At 63.2% G+C, this 22,415-nt stretch carries 24 protein-coding genes; 12 read left to right on the top strand and 12 right to left on the bottom strand.

The window, feature by feature from the left end; translation table 11 throughout:
* Positions 1–23: 23 nt before the first annotated feature.
* The 5 genes from AC07UC_RS11490 to AC07UC_RS11470 all read right to left on the bottom strand — a co-directional run bounded on the left by AC07UC_RS11490 (position 24) and on the right by AC07UC_RS11470 (position 5,707).
* Entirely contained in the window at positions 24–1,058 is a 1,035-nt protein-coding gene (locus AC07UC_RS11490; RefSeq protein ID WP_494905744.1) for an ABC transporter substrate-binding protein, read from the bottom strand.
* Positions 1,059–1,080: 22 nt separating this feature from the next.
* Positions 1,081–1,881, bottom strand: a complete 801-nt coding sequence (locus AC07UC_RS11485) for an ABC transporter permease (protein WP_140771683.1) — start codon at positions 1,879–1,881, stop codon at positions 1,081–1,083.
* Complete coding sequence (locus AC07UC_RS11480) at positions 1,874–2,794, bottom strand: ABC transporter permease (RefSeq protein ID WP_140771685.1); 921 nt, start codon at positions 2,792–2,794, stop codon at positions 1,874–1,876. The genes AC07UC_RS11485 and AC07UC_RS11480 overlap by 8 nt, the downstream gene beginning before the upstream one ends.
* A complete protein-coding gene (locus tag AC07UC_RS11475) occupies positions 2,794–3,888 on the bottom strand; it encodes an ABC transporter ATP-binding protein (RefSeq protein ID WP_140771687.1) in 1,095 nt (364 codons plus the stop codon). The genes AC07UC_RS11480 and AC07UC_RS11475 overlap by 1 nt, the downstream gene beginning before the upstream one ends.
* Positions 3,889–4,027: 139 nt before the next feature.
* A complete protein-coding gene (locus AC07UC_RS11470) occupies positions 4,028–5,707 on the bottom strand; it encodes an amidohydrolase (RefSeq protein WP_494905741.1) in 1,680 nt (559 codons plus the stop codon).
* A gap of 259 nt (positions 5,708–5,966) precedes the next feature.
* On the opposite strand from AC07UC_RS11470, the gene AC07UC_RS11465 reads away from it, so the two are divergent.
* The gene (locus AC07UC_RS11465; protein WP_494905739.1) at positions 5,967–6,620 is read left to right on the top strand and encodes a TetR/AcrR family transcriptional regulator; all 654 of its coding nucleotides are present in this window, start codon (positions 5,967–5,969) and stop codon (positions 6,618–6,620) included.
* Between the two features lie 23 nt (positions 6,621–6,643).
* Complete coding sequence (locus AC07UC_RS11460; protein WP_140771692.1) at positions 6,644–7,675, top strand: histone deacetylase family protein; 1,032 nt, start codon at positions 6,644–6,646, stop codon at positions 7,673–7,675.
* 70 nt (positions 7,676–7,745) lie between these two features.
* On the opposite strand, the gene AC07UC_RS11455 is transcribed toward AC07UC_RS11460, so the two are convergent.
* Entirely contained in the window at positions 7,746–8,939 is a 1,194-nt protein-coding gene (locus AC07UC_RS11455; protein WP_494905737.1) for a TMEM43 family protein, read from the bottom strand.
* Between the two features lie 509 nt (positions 8,940–9,448).
* Here AC07UC_RS11455 and AC07UC_RS11450 point away from each other — a divergent pair.
* The gene (locus tag AC07UC_RS11450; RefSeq protein ID WP_140771696.1) at positions 9,449–10,159 is read left to right on the top strand and encodes a helix-turn-helix transcriptional regulator; all 711 of its coding nucleotides are present in this window, start codon (positions 9,449–9,451) and stop codon (positions 10,157–10,159) included.
* Positions 10,156–10,926, top strand: a complete 771-nt coding sequence (locus AC07UC_RS11445) for a helix-turn-helix transcriptional regulator (protein WP_494905735.1) — start codon at positions 10,156–10,158, stop codon at positions 10,924–10,926. Before AC07UC_RS11450 ends, AC07UC_RS11445 begins: the two co-directional genes overlap by 4 nt.
* A 185-nt stretch (positions 10,927–11,111) precedes the next feature.
* Here the strand turns inward: AC07UC_RS11445 and AC07UC_RS11440 are convergent, their stop codons facing one another.
* The 6 genes from AC07UC_RS11440 to motA all read right to left on the bottom strand — a co-directional run bounded on the left by AC07UC_RS11440 (position 11,112) and on the right by motA (position 16,071).
* Positions 11,112–11,546 (bottom strand): BspJ family T4SS effector nucleomodulin, encoded by a 435-nt coding sequence (locus tag AC07UC_RS11440; protein WP_140771698.1) that lies wholly within the window; start codon positions 11,544–11,546, stop codon positions 11,112–11,114.
* Entirely contained in the window at positions 11,543–12,625 is a 1,083-nt protein-coding gene (flhB, locus tag AC07UC_RS11435) for a flagellar biosynthesis protein FlhB (RefSeq protein ID WP_202326042.1), read from the bottom strand. Before flhB ends, AC07UC_RS11440 begins: the two co-directional genes overlap by 4 nt.
* A gap of 117 nt (positions 12,626–12,742) precedes the next feature.
* Positions 12,743–13,753 (bottom strand): flagellar motor switch protein FliG, encoded by a 1,011-nt coding sequence (locus AC07UC_RS11430; protein WP_202326041.1) that lies wholly within the window; start codon positions 13,751–13,753, stop codon positions 12,743–12,745.
* A 46-nt stretch (positions 13,754–13,799) separates the two neighbouring features.
* Entirely contained in the window at positions 13,800–14,198 is a 399-nt protein-coding gene (gene fliN, locus AC07UC_RS11425; protein WP_140771704.1) for a flagellar motor switch protein FliN, read from the bottom strand.
* A 17-nt stretch (positions 14,199–14,215) separates the two neighbouring features.
* A complete protein-coding gene (locus AC07UC_RS11420) occupies positions 14,216–15,163 on the bottom strand; it encodes a FliM/FliN family flagellar motor switch protein (protein ID WP_140771706.1) in 948 nt (315 codons plus the stop codon).
* 32 nt (positions 15,164–15,195) lie between these two features.
* On the bottom strand, positions 15,196–16,071 hold the full coding sequence (gene motA, locus AC07UC_RS11415; protein ID WP_140771708.1) for a flagellar motor stator protein MotA: 876 nt from the start codon (positions 16,069–16,071) through the stop codon (positions 15,196–15,198).
* Positions 16,072–16,232: 161 nt separating this feature from the next.
* On the opposite strand from motA, the gene AC07UC_RS11410 reads away from it, so the two are divergent.
* From AC07UC_RS11410 to flgG, 8 genes are all read left to right on the top strand, one after another.
* The gene (locus AC07UC_RS11410; RefSeq protein ID WP_494905731.1) at positions 16,233–17,354 is read left to right on the top strand and encodes a DUF1217 domain-containing protein; all 1,122 of its coding nucleotides are present in this window, start codon (positions 16,233–16,235) and stop codon (positions 17,352–17,354) included.
* 2 nt (positions 17,355–17,356) lie between these two features.
* Complete coding sequence (gene flgF / locus AC07UC_RS11405) at positions 17,357–18,082, top strand: flagellar basal-body rod protein FlgF (protein WP_056578233.1); 726 nt, start codon at positions 17,357–17,359, stop codon at positions 18,080–18,082.
* A gap of 1 nt (position 18,083) precedes the next feature.
* Complete coding sequence (fliI, locus tag AC07UC_RS11400) at positions 18,084–19,481, top strand: flagellar protein export ATPase FliI (RefSeq protein WP_494905729.1); 1,398 nt, start codon at positions 18,084–18,086, stop codon at positions 19,479–19,481.
* The gene (locus tag AC07UC_RS11395) at positions 19,462–20,340 is read left to right on the top strand and encodes a hypothetical protein (RefSeq protein ID WP_494905727.1); all 879 of its coding nucleotides are present in this window, start codon (positions 19,462–19,464) and stop codon (positions 20,338–20,340) included. The genes fliI and AC07UC_RS11395 overlap by 20 nt, the downstream gene beginning before the upstream one ends.
* A 156-nt stretch (positions 20,341–20,496) precedes the next feature.
* Positions 20,497–20,877, top strand: coding sequence for a flagellar basal body rod protein FlgB (gene flgB, locus AC07UC_RS11390; protein ID WP_202326036.1), 381 nt, complete (start codon positions 20,497–20,499; stop codon positions 20,875–20,877).
* A gap of 2 nt (positions 20,878–20,879) precedes the next feature.
* Positions 20,880–21,296 (top strand): flagellar basal body rod protein FlgC, encoded by a 417-nt coding sequence (gene flgC / locus AC07UC_RS11385; protein ID WP_140771716.1) that lies wholly within the window; start codon positions 20,880–20,882, stop codon positions 21,294–21,296.
* On the top strand, positions 21,293–21,616 hold the full coding sequence (gene fliE / locus AC07UC_RS11380) for a flagellar hook-basal body complex protein FliE (RefSeq protein ID WP_172224748.1): 324 nt from the start codon (positions 21,293–21,295) through the stop codon (positions 21,614–21,616). The genes flgC and fliE overlap by 4 nt, the downstream gene beginning before the upstream one ends.
* Before the next feature lie 10 nt (positions 21,617–21,626).
* Positions 21,627–22,415: a flagellar basal-body rod protein FlgG gene (flgG, locus tag AC07UC_RS11375; protein WP_140704515.1), complete on the top strand. Its 789-nt coding sequence runs from the start codon at positions 21,627–21,629 to the stop codon at positions 22,413–22,415.

The raw sequence follows: 22,415 nt of genomic DNA, 5'->3' as shown, positions 1-22,415 counted from the left end.
CCGCCGGGTCTCTCACGCAGCGATTACTTCTGCAGTTCGGTCCAGATCTTGGTGTAGAGCTCCTGCGTTTCCGGCGCGCACATCTTCTGGAACTCGCCATGCGGCTTGGCGTCGGCCGGAATGACGACTTCCGGCGCGTCCTTCATGTCGGCCGGCATGTACTTGTCAGAGCCGGTGATGGCGTTGGCATAGCGGTGGAAGGCCGAGAGGCCCGCCGCGTTTTCCGGATCCATGATGAAGTTCTGGAACAGCTTGGCGTTCTCGACGTTCTTGGCTTCCTTGAGAACGACGACGTTGTCGCTCCACAGGCCAAAGCCTTCCTTCGGATAGTTGTAGTGGATGGCCGGGTTGGCCAGGCGCTGACGCAATGCCGAGCCGTTCCAGTCGCTGGTCGCCTTGAAGTCGCCGGCACCCATCTTCTCGATGGTGTTGTATTCCATCGCGATCCAGTTCGGCTTGGCCGCCACCAAGAGGTCGCGCACCTTCTTCAGCACAGCCTTGTCGTCCGTGCACTGCTCGCCGCCGACATATTTGATCGCCGCGAAGATCACGTCACCCATCTCGGGAACGACGTTGACCTTGCCTTTCAGCTCGTCCGGCGTGTTGAAGACGATACCCCACGTGTTGGCCGGCCCCTTGTAGGCATCGGTGTTGACGACGACGCCGATCGTGCCCCAGGCCCATGGCACGGAATATTTGCGGCCCGGATCGAACTCGGGATTGGCCCATTCAGGAGCGACGTTCTTGAAATTCTCCATCTTGCCCGGATCGGTCTCGAGCAGGAGACCTTCCTTGATCCAGATCGGCACGTAGGTCTGCGAGGGCACGGCGATGTCGAAGCCGGTGCCGCCCTGCCGGACCTTGGCGAGCGCGGTGTCATTGGAATCGTAGTCGGTGATGGTCACCTTGATGTTGTATTTGTCCTCGAACTTCTTGATCACGTCGGGGCTGGTGTAGTTGCCCCAATTGTAGATGTTGAGCACGCCGTCGGCGCGGGCGAGGCCCGTCGAAGCGAGCAGCGCCAACCCCATGGCGGTCGCTGTTGTCTTCCAGTTCATCGTTCTATCTCCCATTTCAGGTTCAGTCTCGTTTCCTGCTGACAAAGAAAAACAACGTGACGATCGCGACCGAAAGCAGCAGGAAAGCGGTCGATATCGCGTTGATCTCGGGTGTAACGCCACGGCGGATCTGGCCGAGCATGTAGGTGGGTAGCGTGTCCTGGCCGCCCGATTTGACGAATTCGGTGATGACGACGTCGTCGAGCGAGATGACGAAGGCCAGCATCAGGCCGGCCAGGATGCCCGGCCACAGAAGCGGCAGCGTGATGCGGCGGAAGGTCTTCCACGGCGTTGCGTAGAGATCGGCCGCGGCACGCTCCAGCGTCAGGTCCATGTTCTCCAGCCGCGCCCGGATCGGCAGGTAGGCGAACGGGATGCAGAACGCCGTATGCGCGGCGATCAGGTAGCCGAGGCCGGAATAGCCGGTGAAGATCTTGATGCGCGAGAAGAAGATCAGCAGCGCAACGCCGGTGACGATCTCGGGCACCATCAGCGGCTGGTTGATCGCCGCGTATTTGAAGGTAAGGCCGGGATAGGAGGCGGTACGCGTGGTGGCGAGCGCAGCCATGGTGGCGAAGATCGTCGACAGCACCGCCGCGATGGCGCCGATCTGGAACGAGCGCAGCGTTGCATCGATGACCTGCGTGTTCTGGTATGCCGACTGGAACCATCTCATCGAGAAACCGCCCCATTCGGATGTCGAACTCGCCGCGTTGAACGCGTAGACGACCAGCACGATGATCGGCAGATAGAGCACGACGAAACAGGTTGCCGCGATCGCGGTGAAGCCAGGCTGGTGCTTGATGGAGAAGTTGCTAGCCATGACGCACCCCTGACTTGCCGGCATTGCGCACATAGGCAAGCAGCGCCACCATGACGATGATCATCACCGTGATCGACAGCGCCGAGCCGAGCGGCCAGTTGCGGCCCTGCCCGAACTGCAATTCGATCAGGTTGGACAGCATCATGTTCTTGCCGCCGCCAAGCACGCTTGGCGTCACATAGGCGCCGAGGGCTGGAATGAAGACAAGGATGGAGCCGGCGATGACGCCGGGTTTGACCAACGGGAAAATGATCTTCCGCAGCACCTTGAAGCGTGTCGCGTAGAGATCATAGCCCGCCTCGACCAGGCGAAAGTCGAGCTTCTCCATGCTGGCGTAAATCGGCAGCACCATCAGCGGCAGGTAGACATAGGCCATGCCGATCAGGATCGCGGTGTCGGTGTAGAGGATCTGGATCGGCGCCGAGATGATGCCGAGCTTCAAAAGGATGGTGTTGATGATGCCTTCGTTGCGGATGATCTGCAGCACGGCGAAGGTGCGGATCAGCAGGTTGGTCCAGAACGGGATGGTGATCAGGAACAGCCAGAGGTCACGGGTCTTTTCGCTGCGCGTGGCCATGAAATAGGCGGTCGGGAACCCGAGCGCCAAGGTCGCCAGCGTCGTTACCACCGCAAGCTTGATCGAGCGCCAGAAGATGGTGACATGCGCCGCCGCGAGCGAAAGCGTGTCGTCGAAAATATCGCGTTCCAGGAACACCGATGTCCATGCGTCGGACGAGAACTGCCATTTCACGTCGCCATAGGCGCCGGGCGTCAGGAACGAATAGACGAGCACGATAAGCAACGGGCCGGTGGCGGCGAGCAGGATGACCAGCAGCGCCGGCGCCGACAAAAGCCAGCGGTCACGGACATCGCGCCGTTCGGCGGCCTTGGCGACTTCTTCCGCGGTGGCCATCAGTCCCTCAGCACTTGCGCGGCGTCGTTGCCGATCAGGACGCCGACCTTGTCGCCGCGTTCGAAACCGCAGCCTGCGCTGCGCGTGTTCTGCTGGCGCACGGTGAAGGCTTCGCCGCTGTCGAGTTGGACATGGATATGCGTGTCGGTGCCGAAATAGACGATGTTTTCGACCGTGCCCGACAGATCGCCCTTGTCCTTGGTCAGCTTGGCATGCTCGGGCCGCACCACCACGGTGGCGTTGTCCTTCGGCTGGAACCCTTCGGCAACGGTGGCCTCGATGGTCGTGCCGGATTTGAGCGTCGCGCGCGCCTTGCCATTGCCGGCGCCCGATATGGCGGCGGTGAGGAAGTTGGTCTCGCCGATGAAGTCGGCGACGAAGCGTTCCGCCGGCTTGTCGTAGATGTCCCAGGGCGAGCCGACTTGCAGGATCTTGCCCGACGACATCACCGCGATGCGGTCCGACATGGTCAGCGCTTCTTCCTGGTCATGGGTGACGAAGATGAATGTGATGCCGGTTTCGTGCTGCAGCCGCTTCAACTCGATCTGCATCTCCTTGCGCAGCTTGTAGTCGAGCGCGGAGAGCGGTTCGTCGAGCAACAGCACTTTCGGCTGCGGCGCGAGCGCCCGTGCCAGCGCAACGCGCTGCTGCTGGCCACCGGAAATCTGGGCCGTGCGGCGGCCCGCCAGCGCTTCCATCTTGACCAGCTTCAGCATCTCGGCGACGCGCGCCTTGATCTCGGCCTTGGGCTTGCCCAGCATCTCCAGGCCAAACCCGATATTGTCGGCCACGGTCATGTGCGGGAACAACGCATAGGACTGGAAGACGGTGTTGACCGGCCGCTTGAACGGCGGCAGCGGCGCGATGTCCTGGCCGTAGAGCAGGATTTCACCGGCGGTTGGAAAGTCGAAGCCGGCGATCAGCCGCAAAAGGGTGGTCTTGCCGCAGCCGGAAGGTCCCAGCAGCGTGAAAAACTCGTTCTCGCGAATGGACACCGAGACCTTGTCGAGGGCAGCGACCTGCCCCTCACCCGATCCGAAAATTTTACTGACGTTTACTACTTCAATCGCATTCCGACCCGGTTTGTCCGGCACGATTACGCCTCACTGTTGACCCCGCTCTTGCTGGCGGAGCTGTTCCCCTGTTCGATGTGACCACACGCCCGGTAGGTTGGCAAGCCCGGCATTGAATCACAGTTCAGTCCGTCTTTAGCCAGCAAGCCTCATGCCATTGTCAGGCCTGATAGGTGATCTTGCCACCGCAGATCGTCGTCACCGGGCGCACCTTGTGCAGATCGGCCGGCGCCGTTTTCTCGATGTCATCAGACAAAACCACCAGATCGGCCATATAGCCTGATTTCAGCGCGCCTTTGCGATGTTCGGCGAATTCGGCATAGGCGCCCTCGACCGTGTAGGCGGCGATCGATTCCTGGAGCGAGAAACTCTGGTCCGGATCGCTTTCTGCCCACGGTTTGCGCATCACTGCCGCCTGAATGCCCAGGATCGGGTCGATCGGCGACACCGGCCAATCCGAGGCGAAGACGACACGCGCGCCGGCGTTCTTCAGGGTCCGCCAGGCATAGCTCAGCGGCCAGCGGGCCGGCCCGATCCGCGACACGGTCGGCTCGAGCGGGAAATCCATGGCGCCGGGCGGATGCGGCGGCTGCATCGAGGCGATGACGCCGAGTTCGGCAAAACGCGGCACGTCCGCGGTGGTGGTGACCTCGATGTGTTCGATGCGGTGACGGCTGTCGCGCTTGCCATTGGCTTTTTGCGCCGCCTCGTAGCCGTCGAGCACCGCACGCACCGCGCCGTCGCCGATCGAGTGGACGGCGATCTGCAGCCCACGCCTGTCGACGGCGACCGCCAGATCGATGAACTGCTGCGGCGTGAACAGCGGCTCGCCGACCCAGTCCGGACGGTCGGCGTAGGGCTCGACCATGACGGCCGTCCACGAATCGAGCACGCCGTCATAGAACACCTTGACCATGCCCGACGACAGCCACTCGCTGCTGTAGCGCTCGGCCATGACGGACGCCTTGTCGAGCATGTCGAGCGTCATGAAATTCTTGTAGTGGAAGGGGATCTGCACGCGGCAGGGCAAGCCCTCCTCGGCGTCGATCTCGGCCAGCAGTTCGAGCTGGTAGAGATTGCCGTCCATGTTCTGGATGGAGGTGATGCCGTGGCGCGCGCACCAGGCGAGGCCGCGCCGCATGATGTCGCGGTCGGCGGCGCGTTCGGCGGCCGAGGGCATCGGGTCCGGCTCGCCGCCGGTCGCCAGCCCCAGCCTCACCCGGCCCTCGCCGGCAAGATCGAGCACCGGACCGAAGGCCTCACCCTCGCGCAATTCGCCCGCCGCCAGGCCATCGTCGCCCATGACGATCTCATTGCCCGGACCGAGCGCGCGTCCATGCAGGATGCCGGCCATCTCCAGCGCCTTGGTGTTGGCCCACATCGTGTGATGATCGGGCGCGGCCATGCAGAACGGACGATCGGGCAAAATGGCGTCGAGATGGTGGCGCGTCACCCGTTCGCTGCCGAGCACCGTATAGTCGACACCCTGCCCGACCAGCATCGGGGCATTGGGCTTTTTCGATGCATAGTCGCGGATCGCCTTCTGCAGCGCCTCGAAGCCATGGACACCGCCAAGCTGAAGATGCGCGAGCTCGGCCCCTCCCGAGAACAGATGCATGTGGGCTTCGATGAAACCGGGCAGGACCGAACCGCCCTTGGCGTCGATCACTTCTGTGGCCGAGCCCTTGAGCTCTTCGATTGCAGCGCGGCTGCCGATGGCGATGATGGCGCCGTCCTTGACGGCAACGGCCTCGGCAACGGGATTGCCTCCGTCCATGGTCAGCACACGACCATTGATGACGATCAGATCCGCATTGTGATCCGCACCCGTAACAGACATCGCGACTCCGCGCTTTTGATGACCGACTGACACCGACAACACCGCACCCAACGGTCTGCCGCTCCAGCGAAGCGGCGCCATGGGACAAAAAACAATGTCAGTACGCCGGCTCTGAAATTCCCCTTGTGATCTCAAGAGACAGCGTGGATAAAGAATGCGACTGATTATTCGCGTTTGTCAACATGCGGAATTTAGAATGTATTGTGGACAGCACCCCGCGCCTGTGTTGGGACCAGGCGGGGAACGAGGGCATCGAGCAGTGAAGCGCAGTCTCGACCGCAAGACCAGGATAGCGCTCGAGCCGCGCAAGCAGCCGCGGCAGCAACGGTCGAGCAGGGTTGTCGACCGGATTCTCGACGCGGCGCTGATCCTGACGCGAGAGCAAGGAACCAGGACGCCGACGACGCTCGCCATAGCGCAGCGCGCGGGCCTGTCGGTCGGTTCGGTCTATCAATACTTTCCCAACAAGGAGGCCATCCTTCTGGACCTCGCCCGGCGCTGGCTGTCCTCCTTTCCCGAGGTGATCGAGAAGCGCATCAAGGTCCCCCGGCCCACCAACCGCGAGGAGTTCCGGCGCGAAGTTCGCAAGCTCTTCATCGACACATCCAGCATCTATCTTGAAAACGCGACCCTGATGCCGGTGATCGAGGCGATATCCGGCAACGCCGATCTCAGGCCGATCCAGGACGAATATGACGAGCAGATCATCGCGCTTTACGCAGCCTGGCTGCGGCATGTGAATCCTGCTCTCGAAGACAAGATCGCCAAACGGCTCGGCCTGGTGATGATGGAGGTCGGGCACGCCTGCCGGCTGGTCGGACTGAAGAGAGATCGCAGGACATTCGACCTCATCGAGGACGACGTCGAAGCCATGTGGCTGGCTCTGGTGAGCCCCTATCTCAACCTAGACTGATTTCGCATTTCGAGAGGAATTTCATGAAGACTGTCTATTCACCGCTTCATGCTGGCCATGCCGGCCAGATGGAACTGGTCACATCGGCCATCGTGCCGGGTTTCGAAAAACCCTCGCGTGCCGAATTCATCAAGGCGCGGGTTGAAAGCGAGAAGCTCGGTCCGATCGTCCTGCCGCTCGAGCACGACCTTGCCGCCGCCAAGCGCGTCCACAGGGCTGACTATATCGACTTCCTGCCGACGGTCTGGCCGCAATGGGTGGAATCCGGTTTCCAGGGTTCGGCGATGCCGTTCACCTGGCCGACGCGTGGCCTGCGCGGCGACGTGCCGCCAAAGCGCATCGACGCCCTGCTCGGCTATTATTCCTTCGACGGCGGCGCCACCTTCGTCGAAGGCACATGGGCAGCGATCAAGTCCTCCTACGACGTGGCGCTGACCGCGGCCGGCCTGGTCAAGGGTGGCGAAAGGTCTGCCTTCGCGCTCTGCCGCCCGCCCGGCCACCATGCCGGCGCCGGCTTCATGGGCGGCTATTGCTACATCAACAACGCCGCCGTCGCAGCGCAATGGTTTCTCGACCAGGGCGCGGCCCGCGTCTCCATCCTTGACGTCGATTACCACCACGGCAACGGCACGCAGGAAATCTTCTACGACCGCGCCGACGTGCAGGTCCTCAACCTGCATGGCGACCCGATGGTCGAATATCCGTTCTTCCTCGGCCATGCGGACGAACGCGGCGCGGGCGCGGGCGAAGGTTTCAACATCAACTACCCCATGCCGTTCGGCACCGGCTGGGACGCGTGGAACGCCTCGCTGGAGGATGCCTGCGCCAGGCTCGCCGCCTACGCGCCCGACATCGTCGTCGTCTCGCTTGGCGTCGACACCTTCGAGAAGGACCCGATCAGCCAGTTCAAGCTGAAGAGCGCGGACTATCCCAAGATCGGCCGCCGCATCGCCAAGCTTGGCCTGCCGACGCTGTTCGTCCAGGAAGGCGGCTACGCCGTCGAGGAGATCGGCATCAATGCCGTCGGCGTGTTGACCGGTTTCGAGGATCGGTAAGCCTGCAAACCCGGAGCGGATAACAACAGGCAAGAAAAGGGCGGCATATCAGCCCTTTTCTTTTCGCCAGCTACGTCGCGGCGCCGGCGCTCGGTGTCCCCATGGGTGCGGCAGCCTTGCGTGAACGGCCGAGATAATAGACCGCCGCCGCAACTATGATACCGGCCGCCAATATGCCCGCGGCCAGAACCGGCCGATACCAGAACCAGGCAATCGCAATCGTCGTCGTGCCGACCAGGATCGCCAGGAAGGAGGCGATGATGCCGGTTCCCATCCGCGCCATGCTGCCGAGGAGCGGGATGACGTCGAGGATCACGCCGATCGGGCTGAGGAAGAGCGCGAAACCGATCGTCAACAACAGCAGGCCGGCGGCGCGCAGCAGCCAGGTGATCAGCGTGTTGGCGCTCACCGCGTCGGCGAACATCTTGTCGGCCGGCACCTGGCCGGTATCGACCATCAGCAGCGCATCGCCGGCTTGCGTCTGGTATGGTTCGAACCGGCTGCCGGCCTGGCGCGCCACAATGCTGACGACGCCGAGCGGCGCCAGTTCGTAGCCGATGCGGTAGTCGCCTAGCGCGGGCGTTGTGTTGTCGCTGCCGAGATAGATCTTGCCATCAACGATGCTGAGCGGCTTCGTCCCGGTATAGGCGGCCTTGATCGCCGCCGACTGACTGGCCGACAGCGAATAGGCCTTGTCGCCGTCGATGCGATCCAGCACCGGCGTGTCCAGATCAAAGGCGACAAGCTTGCCTTGTGGAATCTGGAAGGCACGGCTGTGGATCGCCATTGGCGGATTCTGATGGCCGTCCGGCTTCTTGAAATCCGACGAGTCGATCTGGCTGTCGTCCCAGACCTTCGAATAGCTGTAGGTGGTCTCCGTCTCCTCGCCGCCGCCAAGCTTCTTGGTGGTCTCGGATTTGGACTCTTCCTTCCACTGGTACATCTCGACGTTGCGCGACAGACGCAGCCCTTGCGCTGCGATCCCGAAATCCGGATCGGACAGGCCGCTATCCGCGGTCACCGGCCCGCTGACATGCACCAGCTTTCCGTCATTGCCGGCATCGACGCTGTCGGCGTTGATCGAGACCACGGCGCCCGCCCCTTCGGCCAGCGAACGCGCCGTTTGCACCGCGCGGCCCTCGTTCCAGAACAGCCCGATCACCATCAGCACGATCAGCAGCAGACCGAAGATGACCCCGCCAACCGCCCGCTTGATCCGCCCGAACCACGAGACGGATGTGACTTCCCGAAATGAATCGCTCATCGTTTCCCCCGAAACAAAAGATGCCAGGAGCCCGCGTGCCACGGCTGCGGACACAACCGTATCCGTCCTGCAGCTCACGAACTCGATTGCCGGAGGTGCCCACCCCTTCGGCGCTCGCGAATCTATCGCAACCTGCCGGTCGCCGATATGGGCGGCTTGCGCAGTCCCGGTATTTTCACGCCCTCGAAGGCCGCGAAAATGGTCCCCTGAGTCGCGCCTGAGTCCATCGGATTCGATTTTGTCAAATCGCGTTTGATGTCAGATTCATCTACGGGTAGATTAGACCCGAATCAGCCGGTCCTCGGGGGGCGCGGCGACCACCCAAAGTCTCACGTTCCGGAATCTTCCGGCGCCAGACGCGGACGGCTTCGCGTTCCCTGAATGGATTCCGTCTGGTTGGGCGCGGCCCCGCGCCTCGTGTGTGTCTCGTAAAAGTAACGCGTTTTCGGGTTCGGCGGCTGGCTCTCCAGCATCCGGGCATCAGAAACGATTCCGGCCAAAAGCAACAAATGAGCAGTCCCGCCGCGCCTCTTCAATCCGACACATTGGGCTCGCGCCTGGCGTCGCGCGGTGATCTGACCAGCTTCTTCATGGAGCTGACCGCCGAGATCGGCGCCGACAGCTACATGCTGGTTGCCATCGTCCATGACCAGGACCGCAACGACGCGCGCATCGTCTCCTCCAACTGGATCTTCGACGCCATTGAACTGATCGGCAAGCGGCTGATCGCCGGCCTTGCCCAAGGCGCGCTTACCGTCGCGCCCGGCATCCGGCCCAGACCGCTGGTGGCGGCACAGGCGCCCGACGTCGACGGGCTGGTTTCCGGCGAAGAGGCCCGTCTCCTCGACGTGCTCGGCCATGCCGAGATCTATTCGCTCAGGCTGAATGTCGGCCGCCAGCGCCTGTTTGCTCTGTTCTCAGCGGCGACATCAGGCCAGATCGACCAGCCGGCGCTGATGAAGGCGCAATTGAAATGCTGCTACGCGCTCTCGCACATTCCGCAGCTGATCGCCGCCGCGGCCATGCAGGATCCGCTCTCGGATCGTGAGCGCGAATGCCTGTTCTGGGTTTCGGAAGGCAAGACCACCGATGAAGTGGCGGTCATCCTTGGCGTCTCCTCCAACACCGTCAACAGCTACATCACCCACGCCATCCAGAAATTCGCTGCCAGCAACCGTGCGATGGCCATCGCCACGGCGATCAGGAGTGGCATCATTTGAAACAGGCCGACATCAAGGACGCCGCGGAGGCGATCTTCAACGATCAGCGCAGCCCCTTCGGCGCCTTCTCGCTCGGCTCCGAAACACATCACGCGGTCACCATTCCCGATGCCGTGCGCCGCTGCCGGTGGATCGCGGTCGATATCAACGCCTCGGCCTTCGGCCTGTTCTTCGTCAGCCCGTCGCCGGAACGCGCACGGCTGGTTCCGTGTTTCGATTCCGACTATCCCGGCATCGCCGTGGCGACGAAGTTTATCTCGGGCGCCAATGGCGAGGAGATCGTGCGCCACGCTCACAACTCGACGGAGCCACGCTGGTGGACGGATGACGGGCTCGCCGCGATGACCGAGACGTTCGGCAACCTCGCCTGGACCGAGCAGATGGCGCCGCTGGCGCCCGGCACCAGCGGCATCGCCTTTCCCGTCCATGCCGATCGCGGTCAGTGCGGCCTTGTCGTCTTCCTGGGGTCGGAGATCGCGCTGCCGCAGGATGCACTCTACGAAATCCACGCCCGCTGCTTTTCCCTGTTCGCCGCGGTCGCCCGCATCCGTCCAGGTGATACCGGCAGGATGCGTGCCATCTCCAAGCGCGAGTTGGAGTGCCTGAAGCTGACCGCCAACGGCAACACCAGCGAGGAGATCGCGCGGCTCCTGAAGCTGTCCGTGCACACAGCCAATCAGTATCTGACCCAGTCGACCCAGAAGCTCAACGCCGTCAACCGCAACCAGGCGGTCGCCAAGGCGCTGCGGCTCGGTCTGATCGAATAATGAAACGATGAGGCGCTCAACGTCTGTTGAGATTGAGACCCGGCCGAGCCGCGATCGAAGACCGGCGCGAAACGACCAAACCGGTGGATAACGAGAGCCGGAGCGGAGCGTAGGTTCAGGTATGTGAGCACCCGAAACACGGGGAGCCCTTTTGCAGGCCGGTCTCGCCGGACCCACGACAGACCTCAGAAAGCCATGGGCTCCACCTTGCGGATACGGGCCTCTTCGATCACCGCTTCCAGCAGCGCCGTATTGTGCTCGGGATCCTCGCCAGGCTTTTCGAACGACACGTAATTGACCACGACCGAGTTACCGGCCTCGCTCAGCGTCAGCTGGAAATAGACGGTCACCCCGGGTGGCCGCAACTCCAGATCGAGCACGATGCGCGGGCTGCCGCTCCAGTCGACATGCGCCTCGCCGCCGTGGCCGAGCCTGAGCGTGCCGGGCATGAAGAACAGCTCCACCGCTGAATCGACCAGGTCCGACAGGCACGCGAAATGCTCCAGCCGGATGAAGGCGATATAGTCGGCGACATCGATCAGCCGCAATTCGCCAACCACCTGTTCGATGGCGTTGGCGACGATGATCTCGCGGGATTTTGCGTGCGGTTGGCGATTCATGAAATCTGTCTGCGCTCAGCCTTTTTCGAGTAGACGATCCGCACCAGTTCGGCGACGGCCTGGTAGAATTGCGACGGGATCACATTATCGACCGAAACTTGCTTGTACATGGAGCGGGCGAGCGCCACGTCCTCGAAGATCGGAATGTTGTGCTCCTTCGCGATCTCGCGGATTTTCAGCGCCACCAGATCCTGCCCCTTGGCAACCACGAGCGGCGCCGCATCCTCGTCGCGCACATATTTCAGGGCGATCGAGAAGTGGGTCGGGTTGGCGATGATCAGCGTCGCGCGCGGCACCGCCGTCATCATCCGCTTGCGCGCGCGGTCACGCGCCAGCGAACGCAGCCGGGACTTGACGATCGGATCGCCCTCGGACTGTTTGAACTCGTCCTTGACCTCCTGCTTGCTCATGCGCAGGTCCTGCCTCCAGTGGAAGCGCGACCAAACGATGTCGATTGCCGCGATCAGCCCCATGACGAAGACGATCGCCACCAGTATGTCGACCGCGATGCCGCGGATGACGAGACCGAAGGCGACTGGATTGGTGATCATCCCGGCGAGCAGCTTGCGGTGATCCTCCGACAGCGTGAAGGTGAGCACGGCGATGGCGAAACCGACCTTTGCCAGGGATTTCAGGAACTCGACCCAGCCCTGGGCACCGAACATCCGGTTCCAGCCCTTGGTGATCGAAATGCGCGAAAGCTGCGGCCTGATTCGCTCGCCGACGAATTGCGGCATGTTCTGGAGCACCGAGGCGCCGATGCCGGCGACGGTCAGAAGCACCAGCAGGCTGACGATCGCGCGGCCCACTTCCAGCATGACAATCTTGTAGAGCTCGATGACATCGGTCTCGGTGTCCATCGGCCAGGCTTCGGGCTTCTCGAGGAACATCGACAGGAACATGCCGAGATTGATGACCGCGTCCTTGGCATAGAAGACGGTGAACACCAGTATGGCGACGAAGGAGGCCAGGATCGCGGTTTCCCTCGAATGGGGCAGCTTGCCCTGTTCGATGGTGTCGCGGATCTTCTTCTCCGTCGCCTCTTCGGTTTTCGAGTCCTTGTCGGTCGCGTCGGACATAATTTAGAGCATGGTGCCGAAAAGTGTGGAGCGGTTTTCGGATGACATCATGCTCTAATCCTTTGATTTAGAGGCAGATTCCGACTTCAGGTCGATTCGACCTGAAATCATCCGGCTCTAGGCGGCGTTCTGCGTCGACGGAAGCTCGAATGCGCCTTCGCGCGACAGCCGGATCGTCGTCGACACGATCGTCTTGCGCGCCGCCATGATATCGGCGAGGGGTACCCCCTCCGAACCCTGTCCGAGTTCGGCCTCGATCATGCGTCGCGACCGTGCGCCGATGGCCGACAGGACCGCTTCGGCGAGTGCCGCCGAGGTGCCGCGCAGCGCCAGCGTGACGAGCTCGGTCGACAGTCCGTCGAACAGCAGCACGCGCGCCTTCTGCGTGAGCAATGGCAGGTCGTCGAAAGCGAAAAGCCTTGCCCGCACACCGTCGAGATCGGGCGTGCCGGCGGCCTCCAGATCCTGCATGACCTCCTCGAGCAGCGGCTTGTCCAGCTCGTTGAGCACGCTGGCGACGCGCGCTTGTCCCGCCGACGTGTCCTTGGTCGAGGTTTCCGCCAGCACGCTGGCGCGCAGCCGGTTCTCGACGATCCTGGCGGCGGCGTCCGGAACGTTGGCCATCGTCACCATGCGCTTGATGATTTCGCCGCGCATCGGCTTCGTCAGTGTCAAAAGCACGCTCGCCGCCGCTTGCGGCGCCAGCTTCGACAACACCATGGCCGCCGTCTGCGGATGTTCGCCGGCGAGGAAGGAGCCGAGCCGCGAGGGTTCGAGCTTTTCAAGATCCGGCCAGATCGGCGGTGGCCCTTCCGGCGCCGCCTCCGGTTTCTTGTTGCCCATGATCGCGTTCATCTCTTCGGGCGACAGGGATTCGTTGAGGATGGTGTCCATCCTGTCGGCGGAATCGAGCAGGCCGGCACCCTCGGTGAATTCGGCCTCGAATTCTGCGACGATGCGCTCGAGATCGCTTTGCGGAATGGTTCTCAATAGCCGAGCGCCCTCGATCAGCGCCTTCAACTCTTCCTGCTTGAAGAATTTCAACAGGCGGCTGGCGGATGGCTTGCCCATCGCCACCAATATGGCGGCGGCCTTCTGCGCGCGCGTCAAGGTCGTCAGCGGTGTCATGCTGCCTCTCGCCTCCGCTGCAACCGGCAAGCCCCACCAGCCATGTCTAGGCGCCCTTCGTGCCGGCGATGATTTCAGTCAGCCTGATGCCGAAGCGCGACGGATCGCTTTCGAGCACCGTGATCTCGCCGCGCGCGATCTTGCGGCCATTGACCACGACGTCGACTGGCTCGCCGATGCGGCGGTTGAGCGCCACCGTCGAGCCCTTCTGCAGCGCCATCAGGTCGGAGACCGGCATCTCGGTGCTGCCGAGGATGATCTGGACATCGACCGGGATGTTCATGATCACGTTCGAATTGGCCGATGAAGCGGCCCTGAACGCCGCGTCCGGACGTTGCTCTTCTTCATGCAGGACGCCGCGCAACTCCTCAATGGCACGGTCGAGCTGCTCGTCGGGCTGGTCGTCTGGTTGATCGAGGGCGGCTTCCACCTTGGTCTTGGCCATGCGTCGTCTCCAAATGCTCAGGCACGCCCGGCGGAAGCCGGCATCAGCCCATCGATAAAGTCCTGACCGGCATCGTAGGGATGCTTGATCCGGACGGTGTAATTTTGCCCCAGCTTGCCGAACTCGCACACGAACAACGTCTTGCCGCGCGCGCCGAGGCGTGCCCGCGACTGCGCCGTTTCCTCGAATTCGATGACCTGGCCGATTTCGAAATCGGCGAGGTCGCCGAGTGTCAGGCGGGCCAGCGGCATGGTGGCCTCGAGCTCCACGGTGGAGCGCATCACCTCTTCCGAAAAGCGCTGGCGCCAGCTCGCGCTCTGGTCGTCCTCGCCGCCGGCGGCAGCGCTATCGCGGCTGGCCAGAACGACACGCTGCGGCATCGTCACCGTGACGGTGCCGCTGTCCACCGGTGTCGAGATACCAAAGACGATGCGGACCGCCGCGCCGTCGCGCAGCACGTGCCGCTTCGCCTCGGTGCCCGACGCCGCCCGCGGCACGGGAAGGCGCAGGTCGAGCGAGCGCCGTCCCGATCCGTTGAGGGCTTGCGCGACCTGCTGGAACACCATGGTAGAGACATCGATCTCGATCTGCGACAGATCGCGCTCTATCGGCGATGCCGGCATCTCCGGGTCGCCGCCGAACAGCGTGCAGACCGCGATCGCGATCGCCGGTGCATCGATCACCAGGGTCATGGCATCGGAGGACATGGACGACGCGACGACAGTCATGGCGAAGGTATCGCCAGCGCGCGATCGTGCCTCCGAGACGCGGCTCACCTCGACGGCCCTGAGATCGATGGTGACCGGGACGCCAAGCTCACTGGTCAGGCTCTTCTGCAGCAGCGGCGCGGCGCGCTCGGCCATGCCGCGGCCGGTGCCGATGACCTGGCCCGCCTCGCCGCTGTCGCCGACCAGGCGCTCGATGATCAGCGAGCGGACCTCCGAGGGGCTGCCCGGACTGGTCATGACAGTGCTGGTACCAAGCTGTCGCGCATCGCTCAGGCGGCCTTCTTCTCGGCGGAAGCGGTGTTCATCGTGCTCTGCTCGACGGCATCGATCGTCGGCCGTTCATAGGATGAGATGGTCTTGCGGCCGAACTCGATCGCCACCTGCGGCAGCGCGCCGTTCATGTAGGCGAGCAGCGTCTGCTTGACGATGATGTAGAGGCGGTTCTTCTTCTCGCGCACCGTCTTGATCTTGGTGGCCACGGGCCCGACCACGGCATAGGACAGGAAGATGCCGAGGAAGGTGCCGACCAGCGCGGCGCCGATCAGGCCGCCGAGGATTTCCGGCGACTGGTCGAGCGCGCCCATCGCCTTGACCACGCCCAGCACCGCGGCGACGATGCCCAGCGCCGGCAGGCCGTCGCCGACCGCGACCAGCGCGTGATAGGCCTTCATCTTGTCGCTCTTGATGGTCTGGATTTCTTCATCCATCAGCGCCTCGATCTCGTGCGAGCGGGCATTGCCGATGATGATGATGCGGCAGTAGTCGCAGATGAAGGCCATCAGATCGTGATTCTTGAGCACCGTCGGAAAGGCCTGGAAGATGGCTGATTCTTCCGGATTGTCGATATGCGCCTCGACCTCGCTGCGCGACTTCGAGCGCAGTTCGCGCATCAGGCTGTGCAGCACGCCGAGCGTTTCCAGATAATCCTGTTCCTTCGGCACCGCCTGCTTGAAGGCTTCCAGAATGCCCTTGCCGGTATCCTTGACCGTCTTCATCGGATTGGCGACCAGGAAGGTGCCCAACGCAGCGCCGCAGATGACCACGGCCTCCCAGGGCTGGACCAGCACGTGCAGATGCCCGCCCATGGCCATGAAGCCGCCGAGGACGCAGCCGAGCGTCACCACAAGTCCGATCAGAATGCCCACGGCAGGTCCTTCCGCATTTCACACCAGGTGCAAGGGATAGTCCCCGTGCCTTGTGTGAGGCTTGAATCCGAGCTGCCGTGGAACCGAATGTCAGGGCGATTCAGTTTCGCGCAAGGAAGTGCGGCTATTGTGCCGGCATAGCTTCGGCCGGAGGCACGTTCTTGCTCAATACCTTTACCAGCTACCAGTTGATCACCAAGGACATCAACAAGTCTATCGACCGCATCGAGCAACAGCCGACGGTTGATCGCGACACCAAATATTATCTCGCCAACATCACCAAGGTGAAATCGATCGACGATTTCGTCAACAATGACCGGCTGTTCAAATATGCCATGAAGGCCTACGGGCTGGAGAACATGGACTACGCCAAGGCCTTCATGGTCAAGGCGCTCAAGGAAGGTGTCACCGACCCCAACAGTTTCGCCAACAAGCTGACCGACAAGCGCTATGCCCAGTTCGTCAGCGCCTTCAATTTCGCCGCCAACGGCGCCGACGCCACCATCTACAACAAGGCGCAGCAGCTGGTGACAAAGAACTACGCCACGCAGGCTCAGATCGCCGGCGTCGATCCGAATTCAGACTATGTGAGGGGCGAGACGACGTATTATCTCGCCAACATCACCAAGGTGAAGTCCATCGACGACCTGATGTCGAACGACCGGCTCTACACCTATGCACTGGCGGCGTTCGGTCTCGATTCGGCGACCGAGGACAAGGACCTCATCAAACAGGTCCTGCAGGGTGGCGTGCGCGACCCCGACAGCGTCGCCAACAAGCAGACGGATCCGGCCTACGCGGCACTGGCCTCGGCCTTCAATTTCGAGCAGTACGGCGAGAACGCCACCACCATCAATGCGGCGCAACAGCCGACCGTCGACAAATACATGCGCCAGACGCTGGAGGAGGATGCCGGCAAGACCAATGAGGGCGTGCGGCTGGCGCTCTATTTCCAGCGCAAGGCGCCCGACATCACCAGCTGGTACGACGTGCTGGCCGACACGGCGCTCGCCAGCGTCGTTCGAACCGCGCTGGGCCTGCCCGATTCCTTCGCCACCGCCGACATCGACAAGCAGGCGCAGTTGTTCGAGCAGAAGCTCAACCTCACTGATTTCACCGATCCCGCGAAGCTCAGCAAGTTCCTGACGCGCTTCACCAGCATGTACGAGATCAACAACCCGACCTCGACCGCGGTGTCGTCCATCAGCGTGCTCTTTGCCAAGCCAGTCACGTCGGGCATCTCCACCGACCTGATGATGGCCATGCAGAAGTTGAAGTTCTGACCATGCAAGACAGTCTCTACGTCGCCCTTTCTGCGCAGATGGCGCTCGAGCGCCGGCTCGACACGATCGCCGACAATGTCGCCAACGCCAACACCGTGGGCTTCCGCGCCACCGGCGTGAAATTCGAGGACGTTGTGTCGGGCACCGGGCAGAAATCGGTATCCTTCGCCTCGTCCGGCAAGACCTATCTTTCCGGTGCCCACGGATCCCTGACCGAGACCGGCAATCCATTCGATTTCGCCATCCAGGGCGACGCCTGGTTCGCCATCGACACGCCGGCCGGCACCGTCATGACCCGCGACGGCCGCTTCTCGATGAACGAGAATGGCGAGCTGATGTCGATCGAAGGCCATCCGGTGCTCGACGCCGGCGGCGCGCCGATCCAGCTCGACCCTCGCAACGGCCCGCCCAAGGCCGGCGCCGACGGCTCGCTGCGCCAGAATGACCAGCTAGTCGGCTCGATCGGCCTCTACAACTTCGACCCGGGCGAGAATTTCGTGCGCTACGGCAATTCAGGCATCGTGCCTTCGCGCACTCCCGATCCCGTCACCGATCGCTCCGATGTCGGCATCGCCCAGGGGTTCGTCGAGGAATCCAACGTCAATCCGGTGATGGAGATGACCCGCCTGATCATGGTCCAGCGTGCCTTCGAGAACACCGCCGCCCTGATGCGGCAGACGGATTCCTCCACCGACGAGGCGATCAAGACGCTCGGCTCGAAGTCGTAGCATGCCGCTCGGCCAGTCCTCCATCCGCGCACCCGAAATTCAGCTCCAGCCGGCGCCGGAAGATCGGCTTGCCGCGTTGGAGCGGGTATGGCGCCGCTTCAGCAGCGCCGATGGGCTGGTCAAGCGTGGCGGTCTGGTCACCGAAGTCACGCCCACGCATTACAAGGTGCGCGGCCTTTCGGATTTCGCCAGGCTGGGCGACATCGTCGAGCAGCGCGGCCAGGCCGGCACGCGCCGCGGCGAGATCGTCAAGATCAGCCGCGACGAGGTCGTCATCGCTCCCTTCGAACGCAGCGCCGATGCCGGTATCGGCGATGCCGTGTTTCGCAGGGGTCCGCTCGCGGTGGCGCCGCACGCCTCATGGCGCGGACGTGCCATCGACGCGCTCACCAGGGCGATCGATGGTGGCCCGCCGCTGATCAGGGGCGACGACATGTCGGGCGGCACCACGCCCGGTGCCATGGCACGGCAACGCGTTGGCACCGCCTTCATGACCGGCGTCAAGGTCATCGACATATTCACGCCGCTCTGCTTCGGCCAGCGCATGGGTGTCTTCGCGGGCTCGGGCGTCGGCAAGTCGACGCTGCTCGCCATGCTCGCCGGCGCCGACGCGTTCGACACCGTCGTCGTCGCGCTGATCGGCGAACGCGGCCGCGAAGTCCGCGAATTCCTCGAGGACACGATCGGCGACAGCATGGCCAAGACCGTGGCCGTCGTCGCCACCAGTGACGAGAGCGCCATGATGCGCCGGCGCGCGCCCGACACAGCCATGCGGGTCGCCGAGCACTTTCGCGACCAAGGCCATCGCGTGCTCCTGGTGTTGGATTCGATCACCCGCTTTGCCCATGCCTTGCGCGAGGTGGCGACAGGCACCGGCGAGCCCCCGGTCGCGCGCGGCTATCCCGCATCGGTTTTCACCGAACTGCCCAAGCTGCTCGAGCGCGCCGGGCCTGGCGCGGAAGGCAAGGGCTCGATCACCGCCATCATTTCCGTGCTGGTCGACGGCGATGACCACAACGATCCGGTCGCCGATTCCGTGCGCGGCATCCTCGACGGCCATGTCGTTCTCGACCGTGCGATCGCCGAACAGGGTCGCTATCCACCGGTCAATCCGCTGTCGTCCATATCGCGCCTGGCCGGCAAGGCCTGGAGCGTCGAACAGCGCGCCTTGGTGACGCGGCTGAAATCGATGATCGCCCGCTTCGAGGACACGCGCGACATTCGCCTGCTCGGCGCGTATCAGGGCGGCGCCGACGCCGAGCTCGACATCGCCGTGCGCCAGGTGCCACTGATCTACGAGGCGCTGACGCAATCGCCCAGGGACCGCCCTTCGGCCGATCCGTTCTCCGATCTTGCCCGCCATCTCAAGGGAAAGCTGAATGCCGAACCAGGAGACTGAACGCCAGTATACCGAGCGCATCCTGAGCGAGATGCTTGCCGAGGCGAAGGCAGCCGAGGAAGCGCGGGCCGAGGAAGAGAGAAGCGCCAAGGCAAAGGCCGCCAGCGCCATAGCCGCCAAGACCGCGGCTGTGCTGGCCAGGGCCGCCAAACCCGCTCTGCCCAGAGCCAAGCCGGCTGTACCCAGATCAGAGCCGGATCTCCCCAGATCCCAGCCTGTTCTTACTCAGACTGCCGTGCCCGCCATGCATGTGGTTCCCCGCGTCGAGGCTGCCGAGGCGACGCAGGCAAGCCGCGAATCGTTGATCGACGGCCTGTTTCCCGTCACCGAATGGCCGCAACCGCCAAAGCCGCAATTTCCGAAATTGGCCAGGAAGGCAGACCGGCGAAGCGACTTCGTCATCGCCGCGCTCGGCGTCACGCTCGGCCTGATCTGCGCCCTGTTTCCCTGGTATATCTTCTTCAACCAGGACCAATTCGGCGTTCAGGCGATCAAGTTTGGCGGCACCGGCACCAATTCGGGACGCGAGGGCGGCGGCGTGGTCGCCGAGCGCAGCGCGCCGCTGACGACCAGGGATGTTCCCAACACCAGCATCGACCTGTTCGCCACCGGAACGGTGCCGGATGACGCCACGCCGGCACAGCCGCCCGGCGACCAGCCCTTCCCCGCCGATGTCGCGAAATTCCGCATGGTTCATGTCGCCAACGGTCGCGCCATGATCGAGGACGATACCGGCCTGTGGATGGTTCAGCGCGGCTCGACGCTGCCGGACTCGAGCACGGTCTCGTCGATCGAGCAGCGCAACGGCAAATGGGTCATGCTGACCAGCACCAACCAGGTGATCCCGCTTTCCCGGTAAGGCCGTCGCGGTTGTGCCCTGCCCTGGATCAAGGAGAGAGGGCATGATGTCGACCGAAAACCGGCTCACGCTTTTCGGCGTCATGCACTAGCCGCTGTCCGCAAGGTCCGCGCAAGACTGGCGGCCTAGTCTTTGGGCACATGCCCGGAGATTCCCATGGAGCCTGTTTCCCTTTTCGATCTCGCCGCCAAGCAAGCGCAGTGGCTTTCCGTGCGCCAGTCGGCGATCGCCGGCAACATCGCCAACGCCAACACGCCGGGCTACACGGCAAACGATGTCGAACCCTTCGAGAAGGTGCTCGACCGTACCGCGGTGTCGCTGCAGGCCACCGAGGCCGGCCATCTCGGCAGCGCGGCGACCAATGCCGGCTTCACCATCAAGCCGCAGGAAGATGACGGCGTGGTCATGCCGTCCAAGAACACCGTCGTGCTTGAAGACCAGCTTCTCAAGGCCGGCGAAGTACGCCGCTCCTTCGAACTCAACACGGCGATCGTCAAGGCCTTCCACTCGATGATGATGATGGCGGTGAAGAGCTGATCATGGACGCGCTGACCGCAGCCCTGAAAGTCGCAGCATCCGGCCTCGGCGCCCAGTCCGAGCGCCTGCGCGTGGTTTCGGAAAACCTCGCCAATGCCCAGTCGACCGGCACCACGCCCGGCGCCGACCCCTATCGCCGCAAGACCATCAGCTTCGTCTCCGAACTCGACCGGGCGTCCGGCAGCTCGACGGTTGAAGTGAACTCGATCGATCGCGATCCGAGTAATTTTCCCATTGAATTCCAGCCCGGCAACGAGGCCGCCGACGAGAAGGGCTACGTCAAGATGCCCAATGTCAACGTGCTGATCGAAATGGCCGACATGACCGAGGCCAACCGCTCCTACGAGGCCAACCTGCAAGTCGTGAAGCAGGCGCGGGACCTCATTTCAATGACCATCGACCTGATGAGGAACCAATGATCGTGAATGGCATCGGTGCGCTTAACCTGAAGCCCGGACTGGGCGACACGGCGACGGACCTGCTTCAGGGCGGTGTCGCGCCGGCCACGGCCGGCAACCTTGGCACCTCCTTCGCGGAAGCGGTGAGCCAGGCGGCGTCCAAGACCGTCAACACGCTGCAGAATGCCGAGCAGGTGTCGCTGCAGGCGCTCAAGGGCGATGCCGATACCCGTCAGGTCGTCGATGCCGTGATGAGCGCCCAGCAGGCACTTCAGACCGCCGTCGCCATCCGCGACAAGGTCGTTTCGGCCTATCTCGAAGTCAGTCGCATGGGCATCTGAGGAGTAGGTCATGAAAGCACTCGCCATCGCCGCCACCGGCATGAATGCCCAGCAGACGAACCTGGAAGTCATCGCCAACAACATCGCCAACATCAACACCACCGGCTACAAGCGTGCCCGCGCCGAATTCTCCGACCTGCTCTATCAGGTCGACCGCACGCAGGGCGTGCCCAACCGCTCCAACGCCTCGCTGGTGCCGGAGGGCGTCTCGATCGGCCTCGGCGTCAAGACGACGGCCGTGCGCAACGTGCATACACAGGGCGAACTGACCAGCACCGGCAACAGTTTCGACATGGCGCTGACCGGCAGGGGCTGGTTCCAGATCGAGGGCGCCGATGGCGGCACGCTCTACACCCGCGCCGGGGCCTTCAACACCAACGCCACCGGCCAGCTGGTGACGGTGGATGGCGCCAGTGTCATTCCGGCCATCACCGTGCCGGTCGACGCCGTCGAGGTCATCGTCAACAAGACCGGTCAGGTCTTTGCCCGCATCGACGGCCAGACCGACCTGCAGAATCTCGGCCAGCTCCAGATCGTCAACTTCGCCAACGAGGCCGGCCTCGCACCGCTCGGCGACAATCTGTTCCAGGAAACGACGGCCTCCGGCCCGGCCAATGTCGGCGTGCCCGGCGACCCCGGCTTCGCCACCATCCAGCAGGGCTATCTCGAGGCTTCCAACGTCGACCCTGTCAAGGAAATCACCGAGCTGATCTCGGCGCAGCGCGCCTATGAGATGAACTCCAAGGTGATCCAGGCCGCCGACGACATGGCCTCGGTCGTCTCCAAGAACATCAGGTAA

The organism is Mesorhizobium sp. GW821-FHT04C10, from assembly GCF_059420305.1.
This window is presented reverse-complemented; position numbering and strand designations above follow the sequence as displayed.